This is a genomic window from Bradyrhizobium sp. USDA 4541 (assembly GCF_024171085.1).
In the GTDB taxonomy this organism is placed as follows: Bacteria; Pseudomonadota; Alphaproteobacteria; order Rhizobiales; family Xanthobacteraceae; genus Bradyrhizobium; species Bradyrhizobium australafricanum.
This window is the reverse complement of record NZ_JALJZF010000001.1, coordinates 1,598,769-1,612,678: the sequence shown is the minus strand read 5'-3', so window position 1 is coordinate 1,612,678 and position 13,910 is coordinate 1,598,769. Positions and strand designations below refer to the sequence as shown.

The 13,910-nt window shown below is 65.4% G+C and carries 13 protein-coding genes; 8 read left to right on the top strand and 5 right to left on the bottom strand.

Features of this window, described 5'->3' with window-relative positions:
* Positions 1-60: 60 nt before the first annotated feature.
* Positions 61-720 (bottom strand): arylesterase, encoded by a 660-nt coding sequence (locus tag J2R80_RS07625; RefSeq protein ID WP_076834707.1) that lies wholly within the window; start codon positions 718-720, stop codon positions 61-63.
* A gap of 55 nt (positions 721-775) precedes the next feature.
* Between J2R80_RS07625 and J2R80_RS07620 the strand changes: the two genes are divergently transcribed.
* The 3 genes from J2R80_RS07620 (at position 776) to J2R80_RS07610 (ending at position 5,088) form a co-directional block, all read left to right on the top strand.
* Positions 776-1,495 (top strand): ABC transporter ATP-binding protein, encoded by a 720-nt coding sequence (locus tag J2R80_RS07620; protein WP_028336302.1) that lies wholly within the window; start codon positions 776-778, stop codon positions 1,493-1,495.
* Positions 1,492-4,062 (top strand): ABC transporter permease, encoded by a 2,571-nt coding sequence (locus J2R80_RS07615; RefSeq protein WP_253638308.1) that lies wholly within the window; start codon positions 1,492-1,494, stop codon positions 4,060-4,062. The genes J2R80_RS07620 and J2R80_RS07615 overlap by 4 nt, the downstream gene beginning before the upstream one ends.
* A gap of 234 nt (positions 4,063-4,296) precedes the next feature.
* The gene (locus tag J2R80_RS07610; RefSeq protein WP_021078796.1) at positions 4,297-5,088 is read left to right on the top strand and encodes a Bax inhibitor-1/YccA family protein; all 792 of its coding nucleotides are present in this window, start codon (positions 4,297-4,299) and stop codon (positions 5,086-5,088) included.
* Between the two features lie 221 nt (positions 5,089-5,309).
* On the opposite strand, the gene J2R80_RS07605 is transcribed toward J2R80_RS07610, so the two are convergent.
* The 3 genes from J2R80_RS07605 to acnA all read right to left on the bottom strand — a co-directional run bounded on the left by J2R80_RS07605 (position 5,310) and on the right by acnA (position 9,917).
* Positions 5,310-5,681: a DUF2794 domain-containing protein gene (locus tag J2R80_RS07605; RefSeq protein ID WP_028340822.1), complete on the bottom strand. Its 372-nt coding sequence runs from the start codon at positions 5,679-5,681 to the stop codon at positions 5,310-5,312.
* 527 nt (positions 5,682-6,208) lie between these two features.
* Complete coding sequence (locus J2R80_RS07600; RefSeq protein WP_057020930.1) at positions 6,209-6,970, bottom strand: thioredoxin family protein; 762 nt, start codon at positions 6,968-6,970, stop codon at positions 6,209-6,211.
* Positions 6,971-7,196: 226 nt separating this feature from the next.
* Positions 7,197-9,917 (bottom strand): aconitate hydratase AcnA, encoded by a 2,721-nt coding sequence (gene acnA / locus J2R80_RS07595; RefSeq protein ID WP_229190000.1) that lies wholly within the window; start codon positions 9,915-9,917, stop codon positions 7,197-7,199.
* Between the two features lie 240 nt (positions 9,918-10,157).
* Here acnA and ccmA point away from each other — a divergent pair, with 240 nt between their 5' ends.
* From ccmA to J2R80_RS07570, 5 genes are all read left to right on the top strand, one after another.
* Positions 10,158-10,760 (top strand): heme ABC exporter ATP-binding protein CcmA, encoded by a 603-nt coding sequence (gene ccmA, locus J2R80_RS07590; RefSeq protein ID WP_253638307.1) that lies wholly within the window; start codon positions 10,158-10,160, stop codon positions 10,758-10,760.
* Positions 10,757-11,425, top strand: a complete 669-nt coding sequence (gene ccmB, locus J2R80_RS07585; RefSeq protein WP_057020933.1) for a heme exporter protein CcmB — start codon at positions 10,757-10,759, stop codon at positions 11,423-11,425. Before ccmA ends, ccmB begins: the two co-directional genes overlap by 4 nt.
* A gap of 75 nt (positions 11,426-11,500) precedes the next feature.
* Complete coding sequence (locus tag J2R80_RS07580) at positions 11,501-12,280, top strand: heme ABC transporter permease (protein WP_057020934.1); 780 nt, start codon at positions 11,501-11,503, stop codon at positions 12,278-12,280.
* Between the two features lie 4 nt (positions 12,281-12,284).
* A complete protein-coding gene (ccmD, locus tag J2R80_RS07575; protein ID WP_057020935.1) occupies positions 12,285-12,464 on the top strand; it encodes a heme exporter protein CcmD in 180 nt (59 codons plus the stop codon).
* Positions 12,461-13,054: a DsbE family thiol:disulfide interchange protein gene (locus J2R80_RS07570; protein ID WP_057020936.1), complete on the top strand. Its 594-nt coding sequence runs from the start codon at positions 12,461-12,463 to the stop codon at positions 13,052-13,054. The genes ccmD and J2R80_RS07570 overlap by 4 nt, the downstream gene beginning before the upstream one ends.
* 180 nt (positions 13,055-13,234) lie before the next feature.
* Here J2R80_RS07570 and J2R80_RS07565 read toward each other — a convergent pair whose 3' ends face one another.
* The gene (locus J2R80_RS07565; protein ID WP_057020937.1) at positions 13,235-13,837 is read right to left on the bottom strand and encodes a septation protein A; all 603 of its coding nucleotides are present in this window, start codon (positions 13,835-13,837) and stop codon (positions 13,235-13,237) included.
* Positions 13,838-13,910 lie beyond the last annotated feature (73 nt).

Genomic DNA, 13,910 nt, shown 5'->3' with positions numbered 1-13,910 from the left:
AAGCATGACCCGTTAACAGCTCGTAAACCTACGGACACGGCACGGCTCACTGCCTGCGCTTCAACTGCGTTGCCCTGATATTGCGCCGAGAAATGCCTCCACTGTGGGCAGGATATTTTTCACAACGATGTCCACACCTGCTGCCGTCGGATGCATGCCGTCGGCCTGGTTGAGCTTCGCGTCGGCGGCAACCCCATCGAGGAAGAACGGATAGAGCGGCACGCCAAGGGTCTTCGAGAGATCCGGATAGATCGCGTTGAACTTCGCTGCATACTCACTGCCATAGTTCGGTGGCGCGAGCATGCCGCACAAGAGCACGGCGATCTTGCGCGCCTGCAACTTTGTGATGATGTCGGAGAGCGCGGCACGCGTGACGGCGGGATCGATGCCGCGCAAGGCATCGTTGGCGCCAAGCTCGACAATCACGGCATCGGTTCCATCAGGCACCGACCAGTCGAGCCGCTCGCGGCCGCCCGAGGCGGTGTCGCCGGACACCCCGGCATTGCTCATCTCGACCTTTATCCCCTTGGCTTCCAACGCCTTTTGCAGCCGGATCGGGAAAGCCGCCGGGCCCGGGAGGCCGTACCCGGCGCTCAGGGAATCGCCCAGAACCACCATCTTGATCGGCTTCGCCGGGCCCTTCTCCGGGCCATTCTCCAGCCTTGGCGTCTGCGCGCTGGCCGCCGTCATCAAGCCCATAAGCAACACGAGTATGTGCACGAAGATTCTCAACCGGCCCTCGACCGCAGCCGCGGAAGTGCCATATGACCGAACCATGGACAGTCTCATCGAATCCTCTTCACTGACCGACGTCGAGCCGGACACCATTGCCGTCAGGAACGTCAATCTCTCGCTCGGCACCGGCGCGGCACGGGTCCATATCCTCAAAGATATCAGCCTTCGTGTGGCGGCGGGTGAGGCCATCGGCCTGATCGGCCCGTCGGGCTCGGGCAAGTCGACCTTGCTGATGGTGATGGCGGGGCTCGAACGTCCTGACAGTGGAGAAGTGGTCGTCAACGGCACCTCGTTCAATGCCCTCGACGAAGATGCGCTGGCGCGCTTCCGCGGCCGCCAGGTCGGCATCGTCTTCCAGTCATTCCATCTGATCCCGACCATGACGGCGCTGGAGAACGTGGCGGTGCCGCTCGAGCTCGCCGGCAATCCCGATGCCGCCGCGCGCGCCGCGCAGGAGCTGCAATCGGTCGGGCTCGGCGAGCGGCTGCATCATTATCCGACGCAACTCTCCGGCGGCGAGCAGCAGCGCGTCGCGATCGCGCGCGCGCTCGCGCCCGATCCCGCGATCCTCGTTGCCGACGAGCCGACCGGGAATCTCGACGAGACGACAGGCAAGCAGATCGTCGACCTGCTGTTCACCAAGCACGCCGAGCGCGGCATGACGCTGGTGCTGGTGACGCACGATCTCGCGCTCGCGCAGCGCTGCGACCGCGTCGTGCGGCTGCGCTCCGGCCGCATCGACGGACAATCCACGACATGAGCATCGCGTCCGAAGCCGCGGTGCAGGGCCGCGCGTCGTCGCTTGCCTTCCGTTATGCGCTGCGCGAATTGCGCGGCGGCCTGCGCGGCTTCTACGTGTTCATCGCCTGCATCGCGCTCGGCGTGATGGCGATTGCCGGCGTCGGTTCGGTCGCCGCGAGTCTTGGCGACGGCCTGTCCCGCGAGGGACGCACGCTGCTCGGCGGCGACGTCGCGTTCTCGCTGATCTCGCGCGAGGCCAAGCCCAACGAGGTCGCCTATCTGCGCACACGCGGCGAGGTTTCGATCGCGGCCACGCTGCGCGCGATGGCCCGCAGCAATGACGGCAAGCTGGCGCTGGTCGAGCTGAAGGCCGTCGACGGCAAATATCCGATGCTCGGCGAGCTGACGCTCGAGCCGAACATGCCGGTCGCCGATCTGCTCGCCGAACGCGACGGGGTCTACGGCGCGGCCGCCGATTCGACGTTGCTGGCGCGGCTCGACCTGAAGCTCGGCGACCGCGTCACCATCGGCAGTGCGACCTACCAGATCCGCAGCGTGGTGGTGGCCGAGCCCGACAAGCTTGCCGGCGGCGTCGGCCTCGGGCCGCGCTTCCTGGTCAGCGAAGCCAGCCTGCACGCCACCGACCTGCTGCAACCGGGCAGCCTGGTGCGCTGGATCTACCGCGTGAAGCTGCCTGACGGCGCCAACGACGATCGCGCCACCACCGCGCTGATCGACGGCGCGCGGACCGCCGCGCCGGAGGCCGGCTGGGAGGTCCGCAGCCGCAGCAATGCCTCGCCGCAGCTCGAGCGCACCATCAACCGCTTCACCCAGTTCCTGACCCTGGTCGGCCTCGCGGCGCTACTGGTCGGCGGTGTCGGCGTCGCCAACGCGGTGAAGAGCCATATCGACCGGCGCCGCGACGTCATCGCTTCGTTTAAGGCGCTCGGCGCCACCGGCCGCGACGTCTTCACGATCTACTGCACGCAGGTGGTGGTGCTGGCCGGGATCGGCTCGGTGATCGGGCTCGTGCTCGGCGCCGCGCTCCCCTTCGTCATCGTCGGCCTGTTCGGCAAGCTGCTGCCGCTGCCGGTAGTGCCCGCGCTGCATCCCGACGAGCTCGCGCTGTCCTTCCTCTACGGCCAGCTCACCGCGCTGGCGTTCGGGCTGTGGCCACTCGGCCGGGTGCATGACGTGCCGGTCGCGGCGCTGTTCCGCGAGACCGTCGCCAGCGAGCGGCATCGCCCGCGCTGGAGCTATCTGGCGCTGATGGCCGTGGTGATCGCGCTCCTGATCGGAGTCGCGATCGGGCTTGCCTATGACAAGCGGGTCGCTGCCGTGTTCGTCGCCTCGTCGATCGCGGTGTTCCTGCTGCTGCGCGGAATCGCCGAGCTCCTGATGGCGGTGGCGCGGCGGCTGCCGCGCAGCCGCATGACCATGCTGCGGCTCGCGATCGCCAACATCCACCGGCCGGGCGCGCTGACGCCGTCGGTGGTGCTGTCGCTGGGGCTCGGGCTGGCGGTGCTCGTCACCATCACCCAGATCGACGGCAATCTGCGCCGGCAATTCCTGGCCGCCCTGCCGGAGCGGGCGCCGTCGTTCTTCTTCATCGACATCCCCTCCACCGAAGCCGACCGCTTCAATGCCTTCCTGGCGAAGGTCGCCGCCGGCTCGACCGTCGAGGATGTACCGATGCTGCGCGGACGGATCGTGGCCGCGCGCGGCGTCAAGGCCGACCAGCTCAAGCCGTCGGTCGATTCGGAGTGGGTGCTGCAGAGCGACCGGGGCCTGACCTACACCGGCGAAATTCCCAAGGGCTCGAAGATCGTCGAGGGCGAATGGTGGGGGCCGGACTACAGCGGGCCACCGCTGGTCTCGATGGAGAAGAAGATCGCCGACGGCCTGTCGTTGAAGATCGGCGACGAGATCGTCGTCAACGTGCTCGGACGCGACGTGCCGGCGAAAATCGCCAACCTGCGCAACATCGACTGGCAGGGCCTCGGCATCAATTTCGTGCTGGTGTTCTCGCCGAATGCCTTCAGGGGTGCGCCGCACAGCCATGTCGCGACCCTGACGGAACCACACGCCGATTCCGCCGACGACGCGCGCATCATCAAGCAGGTCGCCGACGCGTTCCCGATGGTGACCAGCGTGCGGGTCCGCGAGGCGCTGGAGACGGTCGGCAGCGTGGTCAGCAATCTGGTGCTGGCGATCCGCGGCGCCAGCGCCGTGACGCTGATCTCCGCGATCCTGGTGCTCGGCGGCGCGCTCGCCGCCGGACACCGCCACCGCGTCTATGACGCCGTGATTCTCAAGACGCTCGGCGCCACGCGGGTGCGACTGCTCGGCGCCTACGCGCTGGAGTACCTGATGATCGGTTTTGCAACCGCGGTGTTCGGGGTGATCGCCGGCTCGATCGCGGCCTGGCTGATCGTGACTAGGCTGATGACGCTGAGTTTTATCTGGCAGGCCGGCAGCGCCGCGCTGGTCGTGGTCGCCGCGCTGGTCGTCACGGTCGGACTGGGGCTCGCCGGGACGCTGCTCGCGCTAAACCAGAAGCCGGCCTCAGTGTTGCGGAATTTGTGACAAAATGTAGCGGCGCGAGCGCCGTTTTTGCCTATGATGCTAGGGCAGAGCGACATTCGGCCGCGCGTGGAAGCTTGCGTCGGATGTGTTAATTTCCCACATACCAATCGGGTCGGATAGTCGGTTTGAATGACACGGAATTAATGTTCCGCAAACCGAGCCATCTGAGATAGATTTACGACCGGCGCCGCAAATCCCTTGCGCTCCACCGGGACCAACCACGGGAATTCGACCATGTCGGACCTAGACCGCAACTACGCTTCTCCTTTCGGCCGGGCCGCCGGGCGCATTGACGCTGCGGCCGTCGACGCCGGTCTGCGCGCCTACATGCTGCGCATCTACAACTACATGAGCATCGGCCTGGCCATCACCGGCCTCGCCGCGCTCGGCGTCTACATGGGTGCGGTGACGACCGACCAGTCGGCCGCCGTCGCCAAGTTCGGCAACGCCTATCTGACGCAGTTCGGCTACGCGATGTTCGTGAGCCCGCTGAAGTGGCTGTTCATCCTCGCCCCTCTGGCGATGGTGTTCGTCATCTCGGCCGGCATCAACCGCCTGCAGCCCGCGACCGCCCAACTCCTGTTCTGGGTGTTCTCGGCGCTGATGGGTCTGTCGCTGTCGTCGATCTTCCTGGTGTACACGCACACCTCGATCGTGCGCGTGTTCTTCATCACCGCGGCAACGTTCGGTGCGCTGAGCCTCTACGGCTACACCACCAAGCGTGACATGAGCGGCATGGGCTCGTTCCTGTTCATGGGTCTGATCGGCATCATCATCGCGAGCCTGGTCAACCTGTTCCTGGCGAGCTCGGCGCTGCAGTTCATCGTGTCGGTGGTCGGCGTGCTGGTGTTCGCGGGCCTCACCGCCTGGGACACCCAGCGGCTGAAGAACGACTACATCTACGGCTACGCCTCGCAGGGTGGCGTGATGGCAGAGCGTGCGGCAATCACTGGTGCGCTGTCGCTCTACCTGAACTTCATCAACCTGTTCACGCTGCTCCTGCAGCTGCTCGGCCAGCGCGACTAAGCGCCTCGAGCGAGCCGATCAAATCCAAGCCCCGGCCATTCCGCCGGGGCTTTTCTTTTGGGCGAGGCGAGATGTGATGTAGCCCGGATGAAGCGCAAGCGAAATCCGGGACAGGCTCATCCGCGGCTTCAACGGCCCCGGATTGAGCGGAGCCTGCCATCGAGCGCGTTCGCGCGGCCCGTTGGCTCCATCCGGGCTACAAGCGGACTGACCTGACGCGCTTACACCAGCGACAGCTTGCGATCGATCACGAACAGCACGCGTTCGAGTTCATGGCCACGACGGAGGATCAGGCCGGTCGCGGAAATCACGCTGTACATGCCCTGCTTGCGCGCAAGCCGGGGGTCCTTCTCGATCCGGTAGATCGGCACTTCCGACGCGCGCCGGAACACCGAGAACACGGCACGGTCCTTCAGGAAGTCGATCGCATAATCGCGCCACTCGCCGTCGGCGACCATGCGGCCGTAGAGATTGAGAATGCGGTTGAGTTCAAGTCGATTGAAAGTCACGCGATTGGGCTGAGGGGTCGCGGCGGCGGTGCGCGCCGCGGCACGACTCCCGCTCGGATCAGTGTCCTCCGAGATCAAACTCATCGAGCGCCTCCTGTCACCTCGGTGGCGATCGGGTTCCGAAGGCCCCTCTTCGGGATCGTCACGAGAGTGACATGATCGCGCTAAGCGCGCGGGCCCGCAAGGGGCCAATCGCAATGCAACCGGGCCTTAACCACCGCCGCGCGCGGCGGATTGTCCGAAAAACCGCAGAGTCACGGGAACGTTAGCGGAATCATATTGCTGCCCCACTTCCGCCCATCGCCCGCCCCGCTGCCCTGCGAAAACGAAATCCTGCGTTGGCCCGGTCCTTTCGGTTCCGGATTCCTCAGCCCCCAGCCCCCCGGGGCCGTCGGGATCGGGCCTGTTCGCAGGGGAGTCAAATCCCAACACTGGGCCAACGAAAGTTGGTCCTTTTTGTTTTGGGACCTGCGCAAGCAAGACGCGCGCGCCAAGCACCGGCGCCTTCCTTTCGGCAGATCACTGAATGCAGGTTTGTCGCCATGCGGCTGCACGAAAACATGCGTGCGACCGGCGGAAGCCAGCGCATCGCGCCTTACCGCAGCGAGGCGCTAGTGAAGTGAGGTGAAGGCAGCGCCGAGCATCGGGCCCGGCTTGTCGCGGTTGCCGTCCTGGACGTACACCGCCGCAGCATCGACACCGTCACGCGTGATGTTCTCCAGCGGCACGGTCCAGCTCCCGGACGAACCGTTCCAGTCACCGACCTTGAGGAGATTGCGCACGACGTTGTGGTAGGTGATCTCGCGGCCGCGGTTCTCGCCGCGCGCGATCGAGATCGGCACCGACTTCGAGATCGAGCAGATCCAGACCTCGCCGCGCGACACGGCCGGCGACTTCGATGCGGCGACCGACACGTTGATCTGCTTGCCGCTCAGCGTCATCGTCACGGGCACCGACATCACGCTGCCGCTCCTTTCGGTGTCCTTGATGGCGTCCTCGATACTGGCGCGATCGCTGCCGATCACATGCGCGGAGCCATTGATCACGGCTTGCGGCGTGTAGACGTCGCGGTCGCCGCGAACATGCGAATAGGCCTTCTGGCGCGCGCTGAAACGGGAATCGGCCAGCGTGTCCTTCCAGCCGAGATAGTCCCAATAGTCGATCGGCATGCTCAGCGCGATGACGTTGGGGTCCTTCGCGAGGTCACCGATGATCTTGTCCGCGGGCGGACAGGACGAGCATCCCTGCGAGGTGAAGAGTTCGACGACGGCACGCGGATCGGCGTGGGCGGGGCGGATGATCGCGACGATTGCGCAGATACCAAGGGCGCTGGACCATCGCGAGATACAGTTATAGGCCATCATCGCTGTCATACTGCGAACCAGTCGTGATGATTTCCATCCGTAATTGTACGGAGCATGAAGTCTGTCCCTGAACTTGCGTGCCCCAAAACGCGAGAAAGCGGCCTTTTCATAGGCCGCCTTCTTTTTAGCCGCTACTCACTAAGCAGTGAGGCACCGATCACAAATCCGCGTTGGAGCATGGTCCGGAAAAGTGTGAAACGGTTTTCCGGACAGACCATGCTCAAACAAAGGGGCCTTAGGCCGCGAGTTTGCGCAGCACATAATGCAGGATGCCGCCGTTGCGATAGTAGTCGAGCTCGTCCAGCGTATCGATGCGGCAGAGCAGCGGGACATCCTTTTTGCCGCCGTCAGCGGAGACGATCTCGGCCGTTAGCGTCTGGCGCGGCTTCAGGTCGCCCTGCAGCCCGCGGATCGTGACCTTCTCGTCGCCCTTGAGGCCGAGCGAGGACCACGACGTGCCGTCCTGGAAGGTGAGCGGAAGCACACCCATGCCGACCAGGTTGGAGCGATGGATGCGCTCGAAGCTCTGGCAGATCACCGCGCGCACGCCGAGCAGGCGCGTGCCCTTTGCGGCCCAGTCGCGCGACGAGCCGTTGCCGTATTCGGCGCCGGCGAACACCACCAGCGGCACGCTCTCCTGCTGGTACTTCATCGCGGCGTCGTAGATCGACATCTGCTCGCCGTCGGGCCAGTGCTTGGTCAAACCGCCTTCCGGAATATTGCCGTCGGCACCCTTCAGCATGAAGTTCTTGATGCGGATGTTGGCGAAGGTGCCGCGCATCATCACTTCATGGTTGCCGCGCCTCGTGCCGTACTGGTTGAAGTCGGCGGGACGCACCTGGTGCTCGCTGAGGAACTTGCCGGCGGGTGAGGTCAGCTTGATCGAACCGGCCGGCGAGATGTGGTCGGTGGTGATCTTGTCGCCGAACATCGCGAGGATCCGCGCGTCGACCACGTCGGTGACCGGATCCGGCTGCTTCTTCATGCCCTCGAAATAGGGCGGGTTCTGCACATAGGTCGAGCTCATGTTCCAGCGATAGGTCTCGCTTTCCGTGGTCTTGATCTTGCGCCAGTTGGTATCGCCCTTGAACACGTCGGCGTACTTCTTCTTGAAGATCGTCGCGGTGACGTACTTCTTCATGAAGGCGTTGATCTCCTTGGCGGTCGGCCAGATGTCCTTGAGGAACACCGGCTTGCCGTCCTTGCCGATGCCGAGCGGCTCAACCGCGAGATCCTTGGTCACGGTGCCGGCGAGCGCATGCGCGACGACGAGCGGCGGCGAGGCGAGGTAGTTCGCCTGCACGTCGGGCGAGACGCGGCCTTCGAAGTTGCGGTTACCCGACAGCACGGCGGCGGCGACGATGCCGTTTTCGTTGATTGACTTCGAGATGTCTTCCGGCAGCGGGCCGGAATTGCCGATGCAGGTCGTGCAGCCGAAGCCGACGAGGTTGAAGCCGACCTTGTCGAGATCGGCTTGCAGGCCAGAATTGGCGAGATACTCCGCCACCACCTGGCTGCCCGGCGCGAGCGAGGTCTTCACCCACGGCTTGGCCTTGAGGCCCTTGGCGGCCGCCTTGCGCGCCAGCAGGCCGGCGCCGATCAGCACGCTCGGATTGGAGGTGTTGGTGCAGGAGGTGATCGCCGCGATCACGACGTCGCCATGGCCGAGATCGAAGTCACGGCCCTCGACCGCATAACGCTTCTGCTCGCCCTCGGGCTTCTTGTATTCGCCGACCAGCGCGGTCGCGAAACCGGTCGACACCGCCGGCAGCGCGATGCGGCCTTCGGGGCGCTTCGGCCCGGCCATCGACGGCACGACGTCGCCGAGGTCGAGCGTCAGCGTGGTGGTGAACACCGGGTCAGTCGACTTGGCGGTGCGGAACAGGCCCTGCGCCTTGGCGTAGGACTGCACCAGCTTGACGCGATCGGCCTTGCGGCCCGAGGTCTTCAGGTAATCGATGGTCGCGGCATCGACCGGGAAGAAACCGCAGGTCGCGCCGTATTCGGGCGCCATGTTGCCGATGGTCGCCTTGTCCGCGACCGAGAGATAGTCGAGGCCCGGGCCGAAGAATTCAACGAACTTGCCGACCACGCCGAGCTTGCGCAGCATCTGGGTGACGGTCAGCACGAGGTCGGTCGCGGTGACGCCTTCCTTGAGCTGGCCCTTGAGCTTGAAGCCGACCACTTCGGGCAGCAGCATCGACAGCGGCTGGCCGAGCATGCAGGCCTCCGCCTCGATGCCGCCCACGCCCCAGCCGAGCACGGCGAGGCCGTTGACCATCGTGGTGTGCGAGTCGGTGCCGACCAGCGAGTCGGGATAGGCGACCTCGAAGGTGCCGGTCTTCCGGCCGACCGTCATCTTCTCCTTCTTGGTCCACACCGTCTGCGCGAGATATTCGAGATTGACTTGGTGGCAGATGCCGGTGCCGGGCGGCACCACCGAGAAGTTCGAGAACGCCTTCTGGCCCCACTTGAGGAACTCGTATCGCTCCTGGTTCTGCTTGTATTCCTCGGTGACGTTCTTCGCGAACGCCTTGTTGTCACCGAAGAAGTTGACGATCACCGAGTGGTCGATGACGAGATCGACCGGCACCAGCGGGTTGATCTTCTCGGCATCGCCGCCGAGGTTCTGCATCGCGTTGCGCATCGCCGCGAGGTCGACCACGGCCGGGACGCCGGTGAAATCCTGCATCAGGACGCGCGCCGGGCGGAACGCGATTTCGTGCTCGAGCTGGCGCTTCTTCAGCCACTTCGACACCGCAACGATGTCTTCCTTCTTGACGGTGCGGCCGTCCTCGTTGCGCAGCAGGTTCTCCAGCAGAACCTTCATCGAATACGGCAGCTTCGAAATCCCCTTCAGTCCGTTCTTCTCTGCCTGGGGCAGGCTGTAATAGACGTAGGACTTGCCGCCGACCTTCAGGGTCTTGCGGCATTTGAAGCTGTCGAGCGAGGTCATGCGAGGAATCCCAATTCTCAGTTATACCCGGCAAGGGTAACTAAACACCGGCGATCGACACTGGCCAAGGGATGGCCTGGGGTGGGTTGCGGCCGCCGATTGTGTGTGCTGCATCAAGTTCCGGGCTTATAGAACCTTTCTAGAAGCGCCGCCACACCGACAAGCGTGCGACAGCGTTGCGCGACCCAAAAATTCTCACGCGGTAGCGAAAGATTTCAGAGGGCTGTGACAAGACGAACCATGCGGCTCTCGGGACGAAATCTGAAATGCGTGCGCGGCGGACGCGAGGTGTTTTCCGGCCTCGATCTGTCGGCCACGTCAGGCGAGGCGCTCGCCATCAGCGGCCCTAACGGCGCCGGCAAGACCTCGCTGCTGCGCGTCCTCGCCGGGCTATTGGTTCCCGCCGAGGGTGTGGTCGCGCTCGAAGGCGGCGACGCCGAGCTCAGCCTGCCTGAGCAGGCCCACTATCTCGGCCACCGCGACGCCCTGAAGCCGGCGCTGAGCGTTGCGGAAAATCTGTCCTTCTGGCGGGAATTCCTCGGCGGCGAGACCAAGGATGCCGGGCAGTGCCTTGCCGCCGTGGCGCTCGACCACGCCGCGCATCTGCCGGCGGCCTACCTCTCCGCCGGGCAGCGCCGCCGCCTGTCGATCGCGCGCCTGCTCTCGGTGCGGCGACCGGTGTGGCTGCTGGACGAGCCGACATCGGCGCTCGACGCGGCCGGACAGGCGCTGTTCATCGACCTGATGCGCGACCATCTCGCACGGGGCGGCCTGATCGTCGCGGCGACGCATCTGCCGCTCGGCATCGACGCGCGCGATCTGCGGATGGGAGGCGCGGCATGAGCGCGCTTGGCGCCTTGATCCGGCGCGACATCCGCATCGCGCTGCGCGTCGGCGGCGGTGCGCTGATCGGCGTGCTGTTCTTCCTCACCGTCACGGTGCTGATGCCGTTCGCGGTCGGACCGGATCTCGCGCTGCTGTCGCGGCTCGGGCCCGCCATCCTCTGGCTCGGCGCGTTGCTGGCGAGCCTGCTCACGCTCGACCGCCTGTTCACGGCCGACCACGAGGACGGCTCGCTCGACCTCATCGTGATGAGCCGGACGCCGCTGGAACTCGCCTGCGCCGCCAAGGCACTGGCGCACTGGATCGCCGCCGGCCTGCCGCTGATCATCGCAACCCCGGTGCTCGGCCTGCTGCTCAATCTCGACGGCACCGCGACGCTCGCGGTCGCCGCGACGCTGCTGGCGGGAACACCGGCGCTGACCTTCACCGGCATGATCGGCGCGGCCCTGGCGGTGACGCTGCATCGCGGCGGGCTATTGCTGGCGGTGCTGGTGCTGCCGCTGTCGATCCCGGTGCTGATCTTCGGGGTTGCGGCCTCGCAGGCGGCGATATCGGGCCCTTTGCCGTTTGGAACGCCGTTCTCGATCCTCTGCGCGCTGTCGCTTGCCAGCCTCGTGATCGGCCCCTTTGCCGCCGCCGCGAGCCTGCGGCACGGGCTGGACTGAAATGAGCCCGATCAAATCTCGCCCGGAGGAAATCGGCCAATTGCCTGCGACACGTCGGACGATTATCAGGGTGCCATGACGCTGACCGACCTCGCCAACCCGACCAAGTTTCTGGCGCTGACCGCGCGCATCCTGCCGTGGCTCGCGGGCGTGACCGCGATCCTGCTCGCGATCGGGCTCTACCAGTCGGCGATGGCGCCCGACGACTACCAGCAGGGCGCCACGGTGAAGATCATGTTCATCCACGTTCCGAATGCGTGGCTGTCGATGTTCGTCTGGGGCGTCATGAGCGTGGCCGCGCTCGGCACGCTCGTCTGGCGGCATCCGCTCGCCGACGTCGCCGGAAAGACCGCCGCTCCGATCGGCGCCGCCTTCACCTTCCTTGCGCTCGTCACCGGCTCGCTGTGGGGCCGGCCGATGTGGGGCACCTATTGGGAGTGGGATGCGCGCCTGACCTCGGTCTTGATCCTGTTCCTGATGTATCTCGGCCTGATGGCGCTGTGGCGCGCGGTGGAGGATCCGTCACGTGCGGCACGGGCGGCGGCGGTGCTGACCTTGGTAGGCGCGATCAACATCCCGATCATCAAGTTCTCGGTCGACTGGTGGAACACGCTGCATCAGCCGGCCTCGGTGTTTCGCGCCGGCGGGTCGACGCTCGACAAGGCGTTCCTGTGGCCGCTGCTGGTGATGGCGATCGCGTTCTCGCTGCTGTTCATCACCTTGCACCTGGCGGCGATGCGCAACGAGATCCTGCGCCGGCGCGTGCGCAGCCTGCAGATGATACAGGCCAGCCGCGTCTCGTTCACGACCGGTTCGCGCGATCAAAGCGCGTCAAACGAAATTGGAGCGGCGTGACACGATGGCGCTTGGTCCCTACGCCTCCTTCATCGTGACCTCCTACGCGCTGGTCGCGGCGGTCGTGCTGCTGCTGATCGTCTGGATCATCGCCGACTATCGCCGGCAACAGGCGCGCCTCAGGGAGATCGAGGCCAGCGGCGTGACGCGTCGCTCCGGCCGCAGCGCGGCGGATATAAGATGAGCGATCAGGCAACCAACAGCCCGCCGCAAGCCCGCCGCCTGCTGGTGGTGCTGCCGCTGCTGATCTTCCTCGGCCTCGCCGGGCTGTTCCTGCTGCGGCTCTATGGCGGCGATCCCTCGAAAATCCCGTCGGCGCTGATCGGCCGGCCGGCGCCGCAGACCGCCCTGCCCGCGCTCGACGGCCTGGTGCGGGACGGCGCGCCGGTCCCGGGGCTCGATCCCGCCGCCTTCAAGGGCAAGGTCTCGGTCGTCAATGTCTGGGCGTCGTGGTGCGTGCCTTGTCACGACGAGGCGCCGCTGCTGACCGAGCTCGGCAAGGACAAGCGCTTCCAGATCATCGGCATCAACTACAAGGACTCGCCCGAGAATGCCCGGCGCTTCCTCGGCCGCTACGGCAATCCGTTCGGCATCGTCGGCGTCGACGGCAACGGCCGCGCCTCGATCGAATGGGGCGTCTATGGCGTGCCCGAGACCTTCCTGGTCGGGCGCGAGGGCACCATCGTCTACAAGCTGGTCGGCCCGGTGACTCCGGACAACGTCAACCGCGTGCTCAAGGCCGAGATCGAGAAGGCGCTCGCGGCGGGCAGTTGATAGCCGTTACTTGCGCTCACCTCTCCCCGTCCTTTACGGCGAGGGGCTTTGGACGGTGTTTGTAATAAACTCCGAGCCTATCCGTGGAGAGACCCTCACCCCACCCTCTCCCCGCATCCGCCTTCGCCCGAAGGCGGGCTTCGGCGGACAAGAGAGCGGGGCGAGGGAGCAGAGTGCTGATCACCCCTTCCGCACGTCGCCCGCGTCGGCCTCGCTCGCCTCCAGCGAGACCGGCTCAAGGTGATAGCGCTTGGTCAGCGGCATCTGGGCGATGGCGAAGATCATGGTCAGCGGCGTCACGCCGAACACCTTGAAGTTCACCCAGAAATCCGTGGTCTGCGTGCGCCAGACAAGCTCGTTGAGCACCGCCATGCCGGCGAAGAACAGCGCCCAGCGCAGGGTGAGGATGCGCCAGCCCTGCGGCGTCAGGTTGAACACCTGGTCGAACATGATGGCGATGAAGGACCGGCCGAACAACAGCCCGCCGCCGAGCACGGCCGCGAACAGCCCGTAGATGATGGTCGGCTTGACCTTGATGAAGGTCTCGTCGTGCAGCACCAGCGTCAGCGTGCCGAACACCAAGACGATCGCGCCGGTCACCAGCGCCATGATCGGCACGTGCCTGGTCACCACATAGGATGCGATCATCGCGGCCACGATCGCCACCATGAACGCGCCGGTCGCGACGAACAGATGGTACTTGGCGTTGGCGATAAAGAACACGAGCAGTGGCCCGAGTTCGGTCGCCAGCTTGAACAGCGGATGCGGCTGGGTCTTGTCCATCAACTCTCTACTTTGATTTGAGGCATGACCCGATCCGAAAACCGGTGTCCACTTTGCGCTAACGCGGCCCTTC

What these genes read in the sequence shown, in the direction of transcription:
- ccmA (WP_253638307.1), top strand. Translation starts at nt 10,158, where the DNA reads ATGCGGCTCTCGGGACGAAATCTGAAATGCGTGCGCGGCGGACGCGAG.
- J2R80_RS07600 (WP_057020930.1), bottom strand. Translation starts at nt 6,970, where the DNA reads ATGACAGCGATGATGGCCTATAACTGTATCTCGCGATGGTCCAGCGCC.
- J2R80_RS07620 (WP_028336302.1), top strand. Translation starts at nt 776, where the DNA reads ATGGACAGTCTCATCGAATCCTCTTCACTGACCGACGTCGAGCCGGAC.
- ccmD (WP_057020935.1), top strand. Translation starts at nt 12,285, where the DNA reads ATGGCGCTTGGTCCCTACGCCTCCTTCATCGTGACCTCCTACGCGCTG.
- acnA (WP_229190000.1), bottom strand. Translation starts at nt 9,917, where the DNA reads ATGACCTCGCTCGACAGCTTCAAATGCCGCAAGACCCTGAAGGTCGGC.
- J2R80_RS07615 (WP_253638308.1), top strand. Translation starts at nt 1,492, where the DNA reads ATGAGCATCGCGTCCGAAGCCGCGGTGCAGGGCCGCGCGTCGTCGCTT.
- J2R80_RS07570 (WP_057020936.1), top strand. Translation starts at nt 12,461, where the DNA reads ATGAGCGATCAGGCAACCAACAGCCCGCCGCAAGCCCGCCGCCTGCTG.
- J2R80_RS07565 (WP_057020937.1), bottom strand. Translation starts at nt 13,837, where the DNA reads ATGGACAAGACCCAGCCGCATCCGCTGTTCAAGCTGGCGACCGAACTC.
- ccmB (WP_057020933.1), top strand. Translation starts at nt 10,757, where the DNA reads ATGAGCGCGCTTGGCGCCTTGATCCGGCGCGACATCCGCATCGCGCTG.
- J2R80_RS07580 (WP_057020934.1), top strand. Translation starts at nt 11,501, where the DNA reads ATGACGCTGACCGACCTCGCCAACCCGACCAAGTTTCTGGCGCTGACC.
- J2R80_RS07605 (WP_028340822.1), bottom strand. Translation starts at nt 5,681, where the DNA reads ATGAGTTTGATCTCGGAGGACACTGATCCGAGCGGGAGTCGTGCCGCG.
- J2R80_RS07610 (WP_021078796.1), top strand. Translation starts at nt 4,297, where the DNA reads ATGTCGGACCTAGACCGCAACTACGCTTCTCCTTTCGGCCGGGCCGCC.